The organism is Aurantiacibacter suaedae (assembly GCF_005434915.1).
GTDB classification, from domain to species: domain Bacteria; phylum Pseudomonadota; class Alphaproteobacteria; order Sphingomonadales; family Sphingomonadaceae; genus Alteraurantiacibacter; species Alteraurantiacibacter suaedae.
In genome coordinates this window covers 43,887-60,776 of the sequence record NZ_SKCG01000002.1, presented here as the reverse complement: position 1 = coordinate 60,776, position 16,890 = coordinate 43,887, and the positions used below count along the sequence as shown (strand labels likewise).

Annotated in this window: 8 protein-coding genes; 5 read left to right on the top strand and 3 right to left on the bottom strand. The window is 62.8% G+C overall.

The window, feature by feature from the left end; genetic code table 11:
* The first annotated feature begins 204 nt into the window (after positions 1 to 204).
* Both E0473_RS06700 and E0473_RS06695 read left to right on the top strand, forming a co-directional pair.
* On the top strand, positions 205 to 1,782 hold the full coding sequence (locus tag E0473_RS06700) for a hypothetical protein (protein WP_137680127.1): 1,578 nt from the start codon (positions 205 to 207) through the stop codon (positions 1,780 to 1,782).
* A 112-nt stretch (positions 1,783 to 1,894) separates the two neighbouring features.
* Entirely contained in the window at positions 1,895 to 4,663 is a 2,769-nt protein-coding gene (locus tag E0473_RS06695; RefSeq protein ID WP_137680126.1) for a TonB-dependent receptor domain-containing protein, read from the top strand.
* A 109-nt stretch (positions 4,664 to 4,772) separates the two neighbouring features.
* Here E0473_RS06695 and E0473_RS06690 read toward each other — a convergent pair whose 3' ends face one another.
* Positions 4,773 to 5,447, bottom strand: a complete 675-nt coding sequence (locus E0473_RS06690; RefSeq protein WP_137680125.1) for a response regulator transcription factor — start codon at positions 5,445 to 5,447, stop codon at positions 4,773 to 4,775.
* A 229-nt stretch (positions 5,448 to 5,676) separates the two neighbouring features.
* Here E0473_RS06690 and E0473_RS06685 point away from each other — a divergent pair, with 229 nt between their 5' ends.
* The 3 genes from E0473_RS06685 to E0473_RS06675 all read left to right on the top strand — a co-directional run bounded on the left by E0473_RS06685 (position 5,677) and on the right by E0473_RS06675 (position 14,453).
* Complete coding sequence (locus tag E0473_RS06685) at positions 5,677 to 7,968, top strand: FdhF/YdeP family oxidoreductase (RefSeq protein WP_137680124.1); 2,292 nt, start codon at positions 5,677 to 5,679, stop codon at positions 7,966 to 7,968.
* 211 nt (positions 7,969 to 8,179) lie between these two features.
* The gene (locus E0473_RS06680; protein ID WP_137680123.1) at positions 8,180 to 11,743 is read left to right on the top strand and encodes a hydantoinase B/oxoprolinase family protein; all 3,564 of its coding nucleotides are present in this window, start codon (positions 8,180 to 8,182) and stop codon (positions 11,741 to 11,743) included.
* A 157-nt stretch (positions 11,744 to 11,900) separates the two neighbouring features.
* A complete protein-coding gene (locus E0473_RS06675; protein ID WP_137680122.1) occupies positions 11,901 to 14,453 on the top strand; it encodes a sensor domain-containing phosphodiesterase in 2,553 nt (850 codons plus the stop codon).
* 49 nt (positions 14,454 to 14,502) lie between these two features.
* On the opposite strand, the gene E0473_RS06670 is transcribed toward E0473_RS06675, so the two are convergent.
* Together E0473_RS06670 and E0473_RS15500 are read right to left on the bottom strand one after the other, a co-directional pair.
* A complete protein-coding gene (locus tag E0473_RS06670; protein WP_137680121.1) occupies positions 14,503 to 16,725 on the bottom strand; it encodes a malate synthase G in 2,223 nt (740 codons plus the stop codon).
* Entirely contained in the window at positions 16,722 to 16,877 is a 156-nt protein-coding gene (locus E0473_RS15500; protein WP_162848943.1) for a hypothetical protein, read from the bottom strand. The genes E0473_RS06670 and E0473_RS15500 overlap by 4 nt, the downstream gene beginning before the upstream one ends.
* Positions 16,878 to 16,890 lie beyond the last annotated feature (13 nt).

Sequence of the window (16,890 nt, the reverse complement as noted above, 5' to 3'; positions counted from 1 at the left end):
TGAAACGTTGGCGCTGGCGGCGGAAATTTTGGCGCTTTGCTGCGGCGCGGCGATATTTTGACACGGCTGTCACCTCGCTGTCTTCAGACGATCATAATTTTATCGAGCGCTTTGCAAACAAACTGTCACGCGAGGCCCCTAGCGAGCGTTTCGCGACATTCATTCGCATTCCTGATTCTCGGTTTTTTGAGGGGACCGTTCGCTGTGACTAACCTTTCTCGCTCGCTCATCATAGGCTCCAGCGTGCTGGCTTTGGCCGCTTGTGGTCCTGAAAGCATTGGCTCGCCCGGCTCCAACGGCGACATCAACATCGGTGACATCATCACCAATCCCACGCCTGCGCCGACCCCAACTCCGACGCCGACCGGTTCCGTCGCTGCGGCAGACTGCCCGACGCTTCAGGGCACCGGCGACGCGTTGCTCGACAGCGGCACGATCAGCGGCCCCGAAGGCGAGTGGCGCGTTTGCACGCTGCCGTCGATCTTCACCGCTTCGACCACGCTGCCCTATCAGGCCGGCACGCTTTACCGCATGAGCGGCCGTGTCGACGTCGGTCGTGACGATGGACCGACTGCCGATGCCAGCGATGGCGTGACCGGCACCAATGTCAACCTGACCATCGAGCCCGGCGTGATCCTGTTCGGCGAGGACGATTTCCCCGGTGCCTCGTACATGATCGTCAATCGTGGCAGCAAGATTTTTGCCGATGGCACGGCTGCCCGTCCGATTATCTGGACTGGCGAAGACGACATCACCGGCAATACCAACGACACCACCAGCGGCCTGTGGGGCGGCCTGGTTCTGCTCGGCCGCGCTCCCGTTGCTGACTGCTCTGTCGGCAGCATCAATCAGACCGATCAGACCGATTGCGAGATGCGCGTCGAAGGTATTGCCAATAATATTCCGTTCTTCGGTGGCAACACCCCGACCGACAGTTCGGGCAGCGTAACCTACAACCAGATCCGCTACTCGGGCTTCACGCTCGATCTCGGCGGCGAACTGCAGTCGCTCACGCTGGGTGGCATTGGTTCGGGCACCAAGCTTGACTATATCCAGTCGTACAACAGCTCCGACGACGGCACAGAGTTCTTTGGCGGCCGCGTCAACATGAAGCACCTGGTCGTCGTCGGCGCCGAAGATGACTCGATCGATACTGACTCGGGCGTTCAGGCCAACCTGCAATACGTCGTCGTAGTACAGCGCGACAACGTTGGTGACCGTGTGCTGGAAAGCGACTCGCCGCCGGACGACAAGGGCACGGGCACCACGATCCCCGACGCCCTGCCGCGCAGCAAGACCACCATCAGCAACTTCTCGTTCTGGGCCACCGGCACCAACGACGCGGCCGAATCGCGCGGCGCCAGCGACATTACGCTCGCCAACGGCGTGATTTACAAGCCGGCTTCGGCCAGCGGTGTTTGCCTCGACGACAACGACAACGTTGGTGGCGGCCGCGGTTCCGAGCAGATCCTTTACTCGGTCCTGCTCGACTGCACGAGCAACAGCGACACGGACGAAGCGATCGCTGCTGGCAGCGGCAATACCAAGGGCACCAACACGCTGACCGGCAAGTACATCAACGGGGCCAGCGAGCAGAACTACACTCCGGTGTACGACGTCTCCTCCCTGTCGAGCTTCTTCGACACGGGCCTGACCTATATCGGTGCTGTTCCGACCCCGGCTGCAGGCGCTGCGCCGTGGACGCGTGGCTGGACCTGCGACAGCACCACCGTTTCGTTCGGATCTGGCCTCTCGTGCCAGGCCCTGCCGGTTTACAACTAAGCAGGAAAGCGATTGGAGGGAGGGGCTCGTTGAGCGAGCACCTCCCTCTTTTTCACGCACGGCACCAGCCGGCACATACGGTTTCAGGCCTGATACTGAGGGGGTCTTCGTCATGATCACTGGCAAGCAGTTTGCGGCGCTGCTTATGCTCACCACCGCTTTCACTTTTCCTGGCGCAGCCTTTGCGCAGGATACCGCTCCCGCTTCGAACCCCGGCGCTTCCATGCTGGACGACGGCGCGGAGAACGGTGAGGAAGAGGCCTACGATGAGCCCGATATCTCGGTAGCAGGCGGCAATACGATTATCGTTACGGGCCGCGTCAATCGCGATCCGACGCGCAATTCCTCGCAGGTTATCAGCGTTCTTTCCGCGGAAGAAATCGCGCGTACCGGCGAGGGCGACATCGCCGGCGCGCTTGGCCGCGTCACCGGCCTGTCGGTGGTCGGCAATGGCCGCGTCTATGTGCGCGGCCTGGGCGACCGCTATTCGCTCGCCCTGCTGAACGGCCTGCCGCTGCCGAGCCCGGAACCGCTCAGCCGTGTGGTCCCGCTCGACATCTTCCCGACCAACGTGGTCGCCTCCTCGCTCGTGCAGAAGACCTATTCGGCCAACTTCCCCGGCGAATTCGGCGGCGGCGTGATCAACCTCACAACCCGCGCCGTGCCTGACGAATCGTTCCTTACGATCAGCGGCAGCCTGAGCGGCGATACCGAAACGACCTTCCAGAACGGCTATTCCTACTACGGCAGCGATACCGACTGGACCGGGTTCGACAGCGGCGCGCGCGACATTCCCAGCGCGCTGCAAAATTACTTCGACCAATCGATCGCCACTGGCGCTTCGGTCGGGTCGTCGCCCGAGTTCGACCCCGAAACCCTGGGGCGTCTACTTGCCCCGCCGCAGCTTTCCACCCTTCAGGTGATTGGCGATCAGCGACCCAACTGGTCGGCCGGCGTGACCGCGGGCACCTCGTTCGATGTCGGCAGCGATGCCCGCCTCGGCCTGGTGTTGACCGGCAGCCTGAGCAATTCGCTGCGCAATCGCAATATCTCGCGCCAGCAGGCAGGCGATAGCGTCACCACGCTATCGCGTGATGAGCAGTCGTTCGTTACCGACAACCGAATCCTTGCCAACGCGCTGTTCGCCGCCGGTCTGGAAGTGGGCGATCACACCATTCGGTGGACCAACCTGTTCATCCGCGACACCGTGAAGCAGGCCAGCCTGACCGACTTCAAGATCTTCGACGGCGACCTCGATAACGTCGATTTTCTCGAACAGAACACGGCCTGGTACGAACGCCAGCTGATCGATACCCAGCTCGTCGGCGAGTTCGATTTCGATCCACTGAGCATCGACGTGCGCGGCGGCTATGCCCGCACCGACCGGCGCGCGCCGTTCAACCTGAACTACGTCTATGCCCGCACCAACCTGCCCGAAGAGCAGGACCGGTTCGGCAGCGTCTACCGTGTGGATCTCAGCGGCGCGGGCCAGCAGGCTTTGCAGGAAACCGGCGTTACCTCGTCCTTCTCCGATCTGCAGGAAGAGGTATGGTTCGGCGGTCTCGACCTCAGCTATCAGGTTCTCGACAACCTCTCTGCCACTATCGGCTATGCCTACACCGACACCCAGCGCACGACCACGCGCCGTGCCTTCCAGCTGCGTGCGACGGTGGACCCCGACTTCCACAATCCGGGTGGCGAGCCGCTCGATCCGGCGGTGGTGGAGCAGATTCAGAACGTGGTCCTGCCTGCGGTCGGCACACGCAGCCCTGCGTTGCTGTTCAACGGTGCAACCTTCGACACATTCGACGTGACGTTGCTCGAATTCGGCAGCACCACGCCGGCATTCGATGCCGCTTTGGAAATCCACGCCGGTTACGGCCAGCTTCAGTGGGTGCCGATCGAGACCTTAACGGTGCAGGCCGGTGTCCGCTACGAATCGGCCACGCAATCGTCGATCCCGGTCGGCGCCAACAACACGGCGCAGGCGCGGACGAACGAGAACGATTATTTCTTGCCGGGGTTGACCCTGACCTGGGAGCCGATGGACGATCTGCAGGTTCGTGCCAGTGGTTCGCGCACGCTCGCCCGCCCGCAGTTCCGCGAACTCGTCTCGCAGATCTATTTCGATCCCGAGACGAACCGCACCTATGTCGGCAACACCTTCCTTGACGACAGCGAGCTGCTGAACGTCGAAGCGCGTGCAGAATATTACCTTTCGCGCCAGAACAAGTTCTCGATCGCGGGCTTCTACAAGAAGATCGATAATCCGATCGAAGCGTTCCGCACCGGCGCAGGTGACATCACCTATGCCAACGCACCCGAGGCCACCCTTTACGGTGCCGAGGTGGACGCGCAGTATTTCCTCGACCTTTACGACATGGGCGGCTGGTTCGAGACCAAGCAGCTCCTGTTCCTTGTAAACTACACCTACACGCAGTCGGATCTCAGCGTTGGCGACGAGACCGTCATCATCGACCAGGGTGGCAACCCGATCGAGCGTGCGGCCAACACCATCTTTGTCGATGGCTCGCCGCTGGTTGGCCAGTCCGATCACCTGGTCAACTTCCAGGTCGGTATCGAGGACGTTGACCGTTTGCAGCAGGTGACCGTGCTGATGTCCTATGCCTCGGAGCGGCCCACCTTCCGCAACCTGGCGCCGCTTCCCGACACGGTCGAAAAGCCTGGCGTGCAGCTGGATATCGTCGCGCGCCAAGGTGTGAACCTGTTTGGCGCCGAGGCGGAGTTCAAGCTGGAAGCGCGCAATCTCCTGGGTACGCGCAACCAGGAATACTACGTGAACTCCACCGGCCTGCGGGTTGAGCAGAACACCTACGACGTAGGCCAGTCGTTCTCGGCCGGTCTGTCGGTGACCTTCTAACTGCGCACCGCAAAAGACGTTACGAGGAAAGGCCTCCCGCGTGAGCGGGGGGCCTTTTTGTAGCAAGAGATAAGAGGCGAATGCGCCCGAACCGACGAGGAGCCCCGACTCAGGGCAGGTCGAGCACGTAGCCTTTCGAGTGAACCGTGCGCAGCAAGTGCCCCGCTCCCGCGCTGCGCAGACCAAAGCGCAGCCGCTTGATCCACACATCAACCGTGCGCAGATAGCCCGGATCGCCCGCCTTGCCGAGCGCGTCGACCAGTTCCTGCCGGCTCAGCACACGGTTGGGGTTCTCGGCCAGAAACCGCAGCACGCGAAACTCGTTCGGGCGCAGCGTGATCTGCTGGCCCTTCCAGCGCGCCTGCTCGCCCGCCACGTTGATCTGCAACTCACCCAGATCGAGCACTTGCGGCAAGCTCGGGCGCTGGTGGGTGGCGTAAAGCGCCAGCACCCGGTCTAGCATCGCCTTGCGGTCGAGCGGGCCGATCACATAGTCGTCGGCCCCGGCCTTGATCGCGCGGCGGCGGTCCTCGGGGTCGTCCTCGTCGAGCACCATGGTGATATGGGCATCGCGCGTGCGGGGATCGGCGCGCAGGCGGCGGCACATTTCGAGGCCCGACAAGTCGTCGAGCACCCAGTCGACAAAGGCCCAGACGCTGCCTTCCACCAATTTGTTCGGCCCGACCGAAGTCAATTGCTCGAATACAAATTGCGCATCGCCATGATCGAACCGGTCATACCCGGCCGCTTCCTCGCTGGTGGCGAAGATGGTGACGTGTTCCATCCACTCATTCCCCAATTGGACGGGGGAACCTCTGCAAGCCGGAAATGACCGTGCTATGACAGATGGGCGCAAGCCGTGCAGCGCCATCTCATGGCGCAAGGTCGCTTGCCTCTGGGCCTGACCGAACGGGCGTGGATTATTTCCCGGCAACGCCGGTTTGTCGGGAACCCGGGGTGGCGATCTGTCATTCGAAAAAGCGAAAGCCGCATTTTGGCACGAGGAATTTATCATGGCCGACACTCTTCCCGATCCGATAGAATATGAGGGGTCTGCAGGAGGGTGGGGCTCGCTCAAGGGCATGACCCGGATAGAGCTTTCCGGCCAGGCTGGCCCCGGCGCCGCTGCGACCCTGAAGGTGCAGAACAAGCCCGGCGGCTACATGTGCTCCTCCTGCGCCTGGGCTAAACCGCCCAATCCCCACGTCTTCGAGTTTTGCGAGAACGGCGCGAAGGCAACCTTGTGGGATCTGACTAGCAAGCGCTGCACTCCCGATTTCTTCGCCGAACACAGCGTGAGTGAACTGGCCGGATGGTCGGATTACGATCTCGAAATGCAGGGCCGCCTGACCCACCCGATGCGCTATGACGCGGCAAGCGACAGATATGTCGAGGCAAGCTGGGAAGAGGCGTTCGAAGGCATCGCCGCGAAACTGAACCAGCTCGATCCGAAATCGGTGACCTTTTACGCCAGCGGCAAGGCCGGGTTAGAGGCGAGTTATCTCTACGCCATTTTTGCGCGCGCCTATGGCCACAATAACCTGCCCGACAGTTCGAACATGTGCCATGAGACGACGTCTGTCGGGCTCAAGAAGGTCACCGGGTCATCGGTGGGCACGTGCCAGCTCGACGATCTCGAGCATTGCGACGCGATCTTCTACTGCGGGCAGAACCCCGGCACCAATTCGCCGCGCATTCTGCACCCCTTGCAAGAGGCGGTGAAGCGGGGCTGTAAGATCATCGTGCTCAATCCCTTGCGGGAAAAGGGCCTGCTGGAATTTACCAATCCGCAGAACCCAAAGCAGATGACGCTCGGCAGCCCGACCGAAATGAGCCACATGTATCTTCAGGTGCGGGCGGGCGGCGATATCGCTGCGCTGATGGGCATTTGCAAGCGGGTTATAGAGCGCGACGAACAGGCAAAAGCCGCAGGCGCAGCGCGGGTGCTCGACGAGCAGTTCGTTCAGCAGCACACGCACGGCTTCGATGCCTTCATCGAGACGCTTAAATCCACCGATTGGCAGCAGCTCGAAACCGCCTCCGGCATATCGCGCCCGCAGCTTGAAGCCGCGGGTGACGTCTACGCAGAGGCGAAGAACGTGATCGGGATCTATGGCATGGGGCTGACCCAGCACGTGCATGGTTCGCAGGCCATCGGAATGCTGGTGAATCTGCTGCTGCTATCGGGGAACATCGGGCGGCAGGGTGCCGGCATTTCCCCCATCCGCGGCCATTCCAACGTGCAGGGCCAGCGCACTGTGGGAATCACCGAAAAGACCAAGCTGGCGCCGGTCGAAAAATATCGTGAACTGCTCGATCTCGAAACGCCTGAAGAGGATGGCCGCAACACGGTCGAATTTCTCGAAGCGATGCTGAGGGGTGAGAACAAGGGGTTCATCGGGCTTGGCGGCAATCTCGCCAAGGCGGTGCCAGATCACCTGCGTGTTCATCCGGCCTGGCGCGATATGGAACTGACCGTTCACATCGCTACCAAGCTGAACTCCACCCATTGTATGCCCGGCAAGGCAAGCTGGATCCTGCCCTGCCTTGTGCGAGCGGAGGAGGACATTCAGGAAAGCGGGAATCAGCAGGTGAGCATGGAGGACAGCTTCAGCCATATCTACGGTTCGATCGGCAAGCGCGAACCGGCGAGCGAGCATCTCAAGAGCGAGACCGCCATCGTCTGCGGCCTTGCCAAGGCCACCTTGGACGGCCGCAACCCGAAGTTGACCTGGGATGCCTGGCAGGCCGATTATTCCCGTATCCGCGACCTGATCGCGCAGACATTCCCCGACGAATTCCACGACATGAATGCGCGCATGAACCAGCCCGGCGGCTTCTACCGAGGCAATGCTGCACGCGACCGCATCTGGAAAACAGAAAGCGGAAAGGCGGAATTCACCGATCCCGACAGCCTTACCTCTTGCGGCATCGGCGATGCGCAAGGGCGCTATCACCTCGTAACGTTGCGCTCGAACGACCAGTTCAACACCACGATATACGGCCACGACGATCGGCTGCGCGGCCTCAAGGGCAGCAGGATGATCGTTTTGATGCGGCCGGAAGACATCGTGAGTGAGGGCCTGTCTGAAGGCGAGGAGGTCACGTTGCAGACCGACAGCGATGGCCATGATGCGCAGGAGCGCGCCGTTTCGGGCCTGACCGTCACCCCTTATGACCTGCCCAAGGGCACGCTGGCGGGCTATTTCCCCGAACTCAACGCTTTGGTGCCGCTGTGGTATCACGACAAGCTTTCACAGACGCCTGCGAGCAAGGGCGTGCCCGTGCGGATCGTGAGAGGGTAAGTTCCGCTTTTCGGCACGGGCATTGCGTGTAGTTTAGCGCCCCGTGCCCTGTGCGAGGCGCCATATAGCGCATGTTATCCGTTCGGGCGCGAGCGGCGCGATTTGTGCAAAATGTTCCCCTTTGCCTGCGGCTTGCGGCAAATCTTGCGATGTGGACGATGGGGCCTAAGTAATCTGAACGAAGTTTCTTTAAGGAGAACCCCAAGCTTCCATGCCCCATCCAGAACAGCCCGGAACCTGGCGCTTCGCAATCGATCGTGGCGGCACCTTCACCGATGTCGTTGCCACCGCTCCCGACGGGCAGCTGGTTACCGACAAACTGCTCTCGGAAGACCCGGGGCGCTACGATGATGCGGCGAGTGAATCGGTCCGGCGGCTGATGGAGCGCCATGGCGCAGGGCCTATTGCCGAAATGCGGATCGGCACCACCGTGGCGACGAACGCCCTGCTGGAGCGCAAGGGCGAGCGGCTTGCCCTCGCGATCACGCGCGGCTTTGGCGATGTGCTCAGGATCGGCACGCAGGCGCGGCCCGATATCTTCGCCCGCCATATCGTTCTGCCCGAACAATTGCCGTCCCGCGTGGTGGAAGTGGACGAGCGGGTCTCGGTCGATGGTACGGTTCTGCGCGCGCTCGATCTCGATGCTGCCCGGCGTGACTTTATGGCGCTGCGCGACGAGGGTTTCGACGCGCTTGCCATCGTGCTGATGCACGGGTGGAACCATCGCGATCATGAAGAACAGCTGGCGCAGCTCGCGCGCGAACTGGGCTTTGCGCAGGTCAGCGTCAGCCACGAGGTTTCGCCGCTAATCAAGCTGGTCCCGCGCGGCGATACCACCGCGGTCGATGCCTACCTTTCGCCCGTGCTGCGACGTTATACCGACGGGCTGCAGGCAGGGCTTCCCGAGACCGGGGCCTTGCGTTTCATGCAGTCGCACGGCGGGCTGGCCGAGGTCGGCGCGTTTCGCGGCAAGGATGCGATCCTCTCCGGCCCGGCGGGCGGCGTGGTGGGCATGGTCGCGACCGGAGAGGCGCTCGGGCACGACAAGCTGATCGGCTTCGACATGGGCGGAACCAGCACCGATGTCGCGCACTATGCGGGCGAATACGAGCTGACCGGTGACAGCGTCGTCGCGGGCGTGCGGGTGGCAGCACCAATGATGCAGATCCACACTGTCGCGGCGGGTGGCGGCTCCATCTGCTCCTTCGACGGGTCACGCTTTCGCGTCGGGCCGGAGAGCGCGGGTGCGCATCCGGGGCCAGCCTGCTACCGCAAGGGCGGCCCACTAACCGTCACCGACTGCAACCTCTTTCTCGGTCGGATAGATCCGGCGTTCTTCCCCTCGGTTTTCGGCTCCGATGGCGACCAGCCGCTCGATCCGGCTGCCGCCAAGTCACGGCTGGAGGAGGTCGCCGCATCGCTTGGGGAGCCGAAGGCGCTTGAGGAAATTGCCGAGGGCTTTCTCGCCATCGCGGTCGACAGCATGGCCAACGCCATCCGCAAGATTTCGGTCGCGCGCGGCCACGACGTGACGGCCTATGCGCTCGCCTGCTTCGGCGGGGCGGGCGGGCAACATGCCTGCAAGGTCGCCGACGAACTGGGCATCGAAACCGTGCTGGTCCACCCGCTGGCGGGCATCCTCTCCGCATACGGGATCGGCCTCGCCCCGGTGAAGGCGATCCGCGAGGTCAGCCTTGTGCGCCAGCTTGGCGAAGACTTTGCAGTGGACTTGTCCACGCTCCAAGATGAAGCGCGCACAGCGCTGGTCGAACAGGGGATCGCCGCGGAGGCCGTGACGCTGCACAGCCGTGCCCGTTTGCGCTTCGAAGGCAGCGATTCCACGCTCACAATTGATTGTACCGCAGCGGAGGCGATGGATGCCGCGTTCCGCATCAGCCATCGCCAGCGCTTCGGCTATTCCGACGACAAGGCACCGATCATCGTCGAAGCGCTGAGTGTCGAAGCGAGCGGCATTTCGGGCGGGCTTGGCGAAGCCGTCGCGCAACCTATTGCCGCCGAGGGGGAGGCCACGGGCCACTGGCGCACGATCGAGCGTGCCGCGCTCGGCGTTGGCGAGACGGTCGACGGACCAGCGCTGATTATCGATCCCGGCTCGACCACTGTGATCGAACCGGGCTGGCAGGCGAAGCTGGCCGAAGAGGGCAGCCTGGTCCTCAGCCGCCAGGTGCCGCTGGAGCGTGACCGCGCGGCAGGCACGCAGGTCGATCCGGTGCGGCTGGAAATCTTCAACAACCTGTTCATGGCGATTGCCGAGGAAATGGGCGTGGTGCTGCAATCCACCGCAACCTCGGTCAACATCAAGGAACGGCTCGACTTCTCCTGCGCGCTGTTCGACCGCGAAGGCGCGCTGATCGCCAATGCGCCGCATATCCCCGTGCATCTGGGCAGCATGGGCAACTCCATCGCCCGCGTGATTGAGGAGCGCGGCGAGGCGCGGGACGGTCGCGGCTTCCGGCGCGGTGATGCCAATGTGCTCAACGATCCGTTCCACGGCGGCACCCATCTGCCCGACATCACCGTGATCGTGCCTGTCTTCTACGATGATACGGCCAAGGAACCCGATGCGTTTGTCGCTGCGCGCGGCCACCATGCCGATATAGGCGGGATCGCTCCGGGCTCGATGCCGCCCGAAAGCCGGACCATCGAGGAAGAAGGCGTAATGATCGACAACCTTCTGATGGTCGGCGAAGGCGCCTTCCGCGAGGCTGCCGTGCGCAAAGCGCTCGCCTCCGCGAAATACCCCGCTCGCAACCCCGACCGCAACCTGTCGGACCTGCGTGCCCAGCTTGCCGCCTGTACGCGCGGGGTCGAACTTCTGCAAACTGCCGCGCGCGATCAGGGCGGCGAGGTCGTCAGCGCCTATATGGGCCACGTCCTCGCCAATGCCGAGGAGAGCGTTCGCCGCTTGCTGGGCAAGCTGGACGACGGCAGTTTCGCCTACGAAATGGACAGCGGCGCGGTGGTCAAAGTCGCGATCCGGATCGACCGCGACAATCGCTCGGCAGTGTTTGATTTCACCGGCACGAGCGCGCAGCAGCCGGGCAATTTCAACGCCCCCCACTCGATCACGCGCGCCGCTGCGCTCTATGTTCTGCGCACCCTGATCGACGATACGATCCCGATGAACGACGGCTGCCTGCACCCGGTCGAGCTGGTCGTTCCCGAAGGCTCGATGCTTAATCCCGCACCCGGTGCGGCCGTGGTCGCGGGCAATGTCGAGACGAGCCAGGTGGTGACCGATGCGCTGTTCGCCGCCACCGGGCGGCTTGCGCCCTCGCAGGGCACGATGAACAATTTCACCTTCGGCAACGATAGCCACCAGTATTACGAGACCATCGCCGGGGGCTCGGGTGCGGGGCCGGACCATGACGGGACGAGCGCGGTGCAGACCCACATGACGAACAGCCGCCTGACCGACCCGGAAGTGCTCGAAACGCGTATGCCGGTGCGGCTTGACCGCTTTGCCATCCGGCAAGGCTCCGGCGGCAAGGGCGCGCACAAGGGCGGCGAAGGCGTGGAGCGGCGGATCACGTTTCTTGAGCAGATGCGCGCAAACATGCTCGCCAATCGGCGCAAGGTCGCACCGCGCGGCATCTGCGGCGGGGGCGATGCGCAACCGGGGCGCAACTGGGTGGAGCGGGCCGATGGCTCGCGCGAGGATCTGTCCGCCACGCAGAGCGCACAGATGCAGCCGGGCGATGCCTTCGTGATCCTGACGCCCGGCGGCGGCGGCTTCGGAAACCCTAAAGAATGATGCCGCTGGCGGCCATTGCCATGCGCTTCGCTTCCCGTCCTTTGCCGCCGGAAGCTGGCTCCATGGCGGCCCGCCGATCTCGGGCTTTGTCAACGTGACAAGTGAAACTGCATAGGCCTCAACGGTTTAATAACCGTCACGCTTTTAATGTGCGTGAATGGACATGTCGAACCATCCGCACACACAGGGATGCGAGGATGAGCGCCTGGCCGCGCTGGCGGATCTCGCAATTCTCGACACGCCGGCGGAACACGAGTTTGACAGCTTGACGCGATTGGCCGCGAACGCGCTGAAAACGCGCAGTGCAGCAATCAGTCTGATCGATGCCGACCGGCAGTGGTTCAAAGCGCACCACGCGATTCCGTTCCAAGAGACGCCGCGCGACATCGCCTTTTGCGATCATGCAGTTCGCATCGGCCGAACGCTCGTTGTAAAAGATGCGCGCGAAGACATCCGTTTTTGCAACAATCCCCTCGTCACCGGCGAAACCGGAATTCGCTTCTATGCCGGCGCGCCGATCTTCGCTGCCTCGGGTGCATGTGTGGGCACTCTGTGCATCATCGATGACAAGCCCCGCGCCACCTTCGAAGATGCCGAGCGAAAGGTTCTGGAAGATTTCGCGCGGCTTGCAGGAGAGCTGATCAGAGCCCGCGCCAAACGGCGGGCAGACGAGATCGCGGCGAAGGTTATCGATACAACATCCGATGCGGTGATCGCTGTAGACCGATCCGGCACCATCGTGTTTCTCAACGCGGCAGGGGAAAGGATGTTTGGCCATTTGAGCCAGGACGCACTGGGTCACCACGTTGATTTACTTATCCCGGAGCGGTTTCAGACATGGCAGCAAAGTGTGGCTGAGAACGCCGCACCCGATGATCAGGCGCACCTCTTTGGTGCGTCCGTGGAACTTGAGGCCCGCCATGCGGACGGTCACCAGTTTCCCGTCGAACTGTCGTTCGCTCCATGGGGGGAGGCGCAGGCTGAGGGCGGATTTGCGGCAATCGTTCGCGACATAAGCGAGCGCAAGCAGCTGGAAAGTGACCGCCATCATGCTCGCCAGTTTCTGAACACGATCGTCACCAACTTGCCGGTGATGCTGTTCGTGAAAGATGCGTGCACGCGCAAATATCTGTTTCTCAACAAAAAGGCCGAGGAGCTTATCGGTCGTAGCGCCGACCAGCTAATCGGCCACAGTGACAGTGAACTCTTTCCGGGCGTGGGAGAAAATTTCGAGCGCCGTGATCGATTGGCCGCGGCGTCATCCGAACCCTTCGTTCACGAAAGCGTATTTACGAAGGACAATGGTACGCGCGTCAATATCAGGACAACGCGCGTGCTGGCGGATGGGCCGGACCGCCCGGCCCAGTATATTCTCGGCATGGCCGAAGACCTGACCAGGATGCGCGACACCGAGGCGGAAAATGATCGCCTGGCTCGCTCCGATCCGCTTACAGGCTTGCTCAATCGCGCGAGACTGGTCGAGGCGCTCCACGAGATGGTCGGCGAACAGACGCCTTTTGCCACTTTGAGTATCGACCTCGACCGGTTCAAGGCGGTGAACGATCAGTTCGGGCATCTGGCTGGCGATGAGGTTTTGAAAGAAGTCGGCCGTCGCCTGGCGGAAGTTACCGAACAGACGGACCTGGTTGCGCGCATGGCCGGAGACGAATTTACCGTCGTTCTCACCGGGTCACGATTGCGCGAGCGCGCTGCGCGCGTGGCCAACCGGCTGATCGAGAGTTTGGCCATGCCGATCATGACGACCTGTCACACAGCGCATATCGGCGCGACAGTGGGCATCGTCATTTTTCCCGATCATGGCACCTCGGTAGAAGAACTGCGCGAGCATGGCGATCTGGCGCTGTACCGTGCCAAGAATGACAAACGGGGCAGCATCTGCTTCTTCGATGCCGAGATGGACGCTGCCATAAAGGATCGCTTCAAGCTCGAGGTGGACCTGCGCACAGCTATCGAGGCGCGCGAGGTGCAGCTGCAATACCAACCGGTGGTTTCCTCTGCGACCGGCCGGATGACGAGCGTGGAGGCGCTTGCCCGATGGAGGCATGGTTCGCGCGGCCCAGTGCGACCCGATGATTTCATCGCCCTGGCTGAGGAATGCGGCCTGATCAACGTGATGGGCGCCCAGCTTCTGGCACAAGCCTGCGCGGATGCGAGCAAATGGCCATCCGATATAAAGGTCGCGGTCAATCTCTCGCCGATGCAGTTTCAATCCGGCGATCTGACTGAAATTATCTCCGCAGCCTTGGAGAAAACGGGGCTGGAGCCGGCCCGGCTGCAACTGGAAGTGACCGAGCGGATGGTCATTCAGGATGCCGAGCGGACCTTTGTTCAGCTGGAAGCCTTGCGTGCCTTGGGAATTCAGATCCTCATCGACGATTTCGGGGTCGGCTATTCCTCGCTGAGCTATTTTCAGCGCTTTCCGTTCGACAAGGTGAAGATCGACAAATCTTTCGTCCGCGAGGTCGAAACCTCGCGCTCGTCGCGGGCGATTGTCCGCGCGGTTGTCGGTTTGGCGCGCGAACTGGAAATGGGCATTGTCGCCGAAGGTATCGAGCTGGAGCGTCAGCGTGCAACCCTTACGAAGCTGGGTTGCACGCATCTGCAAGGCTACCTGTTCAGCAAGCCGCTCGATGCCGATGAGGTGCTGGCCTTTGCAGCCAGCCTGAAGGATCGACGGCAAGCGGCATAAGGGCCGCCCTTGCGAAGGGGCTCACGGCCGAACGCGCGGCGCTTGCCGTCTAACCATGAGGCAGAAGCTCCTCGAAGAAGGACGCTTTCCCGGGTGAGCCAGCGGCGTCGACCTCGCGGTGCTGCTTCGGGCTCTTGGCCCGAGCCCGCGCCTGGTGGAGGATCGGCTCGGTATAGCCCGAGGGCTGGCAGGTGCCTGTGAAGATCAGGTCGCTTGCGGCGGAAAGCGCAATGGATTGCGGCCCGTTCGCTACCATCGGGATATAGTCCGCGTTGCCGGCATTCTGGGCATCCACCTTTGCGGCCATGCGCTGCAGCGTTTGTTCGACCATCGCGCGGTCAACCACGCCATGAAGCAGCCAGTTGGCGATATGCTGGCTGGAAATACGCAGCGTGGCACGGTCTTCCATCAAGCCGATATCGTTGATGTCGGGCACCTTGGAGCAACCGATGCCGGCGTCGATCCAGCGCACCATATAGCCGAGGATGCCCTGCACGTTGTTGTCGAGTTCGGCCTGCACGTCCTGCGCCGACCACCTGGCGTCTTCAGCCAGCGGTGCGGTGAGCAGTTTTTCGAGCGGCGCCACCGGTTCGGCGCGGCGCTCCTGTTGGCGTTCGGCAACGTTGCAGCGATGGTAGTGGGTGGCGTGCAGCGTTGCGGCAGTCGGAGACGGAACCCAGGCCGTGCTCGCCCCGCTGATGGGGTGCGCGATCTTGTCGGCCAGCATCGCGTGCATGGCATCGGGCGCGGCCCACATCCCCTTGCCGATCTGCGCCCGCCCGGCAAAGCCGCAAGCAAGGCCGATCTGGACATTGCGATCCTCGTAGGCGGCGATCCATCCGGCTTTCTTGATATCCGCCTTGCGCAGCACCGGGCCAGCCAGCATCGCGGTGTGGATCTCGTCACCCGTGCGATCGAGAAAGCCGGTGTTGATGAAGAACACCCTGTCCTTCACGGCTTGGATGCAGGCGGCAAGGTTGGCGCTGGTGCGGCGTTCCTCGTCCATCACGCCGATCTTCAGCGTGTGGCGATCAAGCCTGAGCATGTCTTCCACCGCATCGAACAGATCGTTGGCGAAAGCGCATTCTTCGGGGCCGTGCATTTTCGGCTTCACGATGTAGATCGCGCCGCTCTCGCTGTTGCGCAGGGGGCCGAGAGCCTTGAGGTCGTGCAGCCCGGCGAGCGCGGTGACGGCGGCATCGAGCAAGCCTTCGAACATCTCCGAGCCATCGGCCAGCCGCACGGCGGGCGTGGTCATCAGGTGGCCGACATTGCGGACGAGCAGCAGGCTGCGGGTGCGCAGCGCGCGCTCGTTACCCTCAGCGTCGCGATAGGTGCGGTCGGGCTCGGCCTTGCGGTCCACTGTGCGCTTACCCTTGGTGAAGCTAGCCGTCAGATCTCCGCGCAGGGCGCCGAGCCAGTTGCGATATCCGGCAACCTTGTCCTCACCGTCCACCGCCGCGACCGAGTCTTCGAGGTCGATGATGGTGGACAGCGCGGATTCGAGGCGAATATCGGCGATGCCGCCGGGGTCGCTCGCGCCGATCGGGTTCGCAGCGTCGATCACCAATTCGATCAGCAGCCCGTTATGGCGGAGCAGGATGTTTTCGCCCTCCGTGCCAGCGAACTGCGTGCCGTCCGCCAATTGCAACGAGCCGCCAGTCCAGCCTGACCAGCTGCCGCTTGCCAGCGGAACACAGTCATCGAGAAAAGCCTTGCCCCAGGCGATGACATCAGCGCCGCGAGCGGGATCATAATCAGGTGTCTGCGGCAGTGTGCCATCGACAGCGTCGGTGCCGTAAAGCGCATCATAAAGGCTGCCCCAGCGCGCATTCACGGCGTTGAGCACGAAGCGGGCGTTCAGCGCAGGCACGACCAGCTGCGGCCCGGCCAGCGTGGCAATCTCGTGATCGAGCCCCCGTGTGCCGATGGTAAACGGCGCAGGCTCCGGCACCAGGTAGCCCATTTCGCGCAGCAAGTGCGCAGGTGCGCCGGTGCCGGCCTGGGGATTCTTCCGGTGCCAGCTGTCAATCGCGGTTTGCAGCTCCTCGCGCCGCTCCAGCAGAGCGCGGTTCCGGGGCGTGAACTGGGCGGCGAGGCGGGCGAGGCCGGACCAGAAGCTGTCGGCGTCGATGCCGGTTCCGGGCAGGGCTTCGCTCTCGATGAATTGCGCCAGCAGTGGGTCGATGGCCAGTCCCGCGCGACAGACGAAGCTGTCGCGCGGTTTGGCACCGACCCCTTGCTCGCAGGCGGGGGCGGCTGCGGGTGTCATCGGCCGAAGCGTCCCAGCCGGTGGTGGAGGTTCGCCAGCTTGCGATTTTCGGCGGTGTCTTCGCTGGTGCGGATGGCGATGGCCAGCGCGTTGCGGATCAGGCCGAAGTCCTCGGTCGAGAAAACCGGGCGGATTGAAGTGGGTTCTTGCATGGTATTTCTCCTT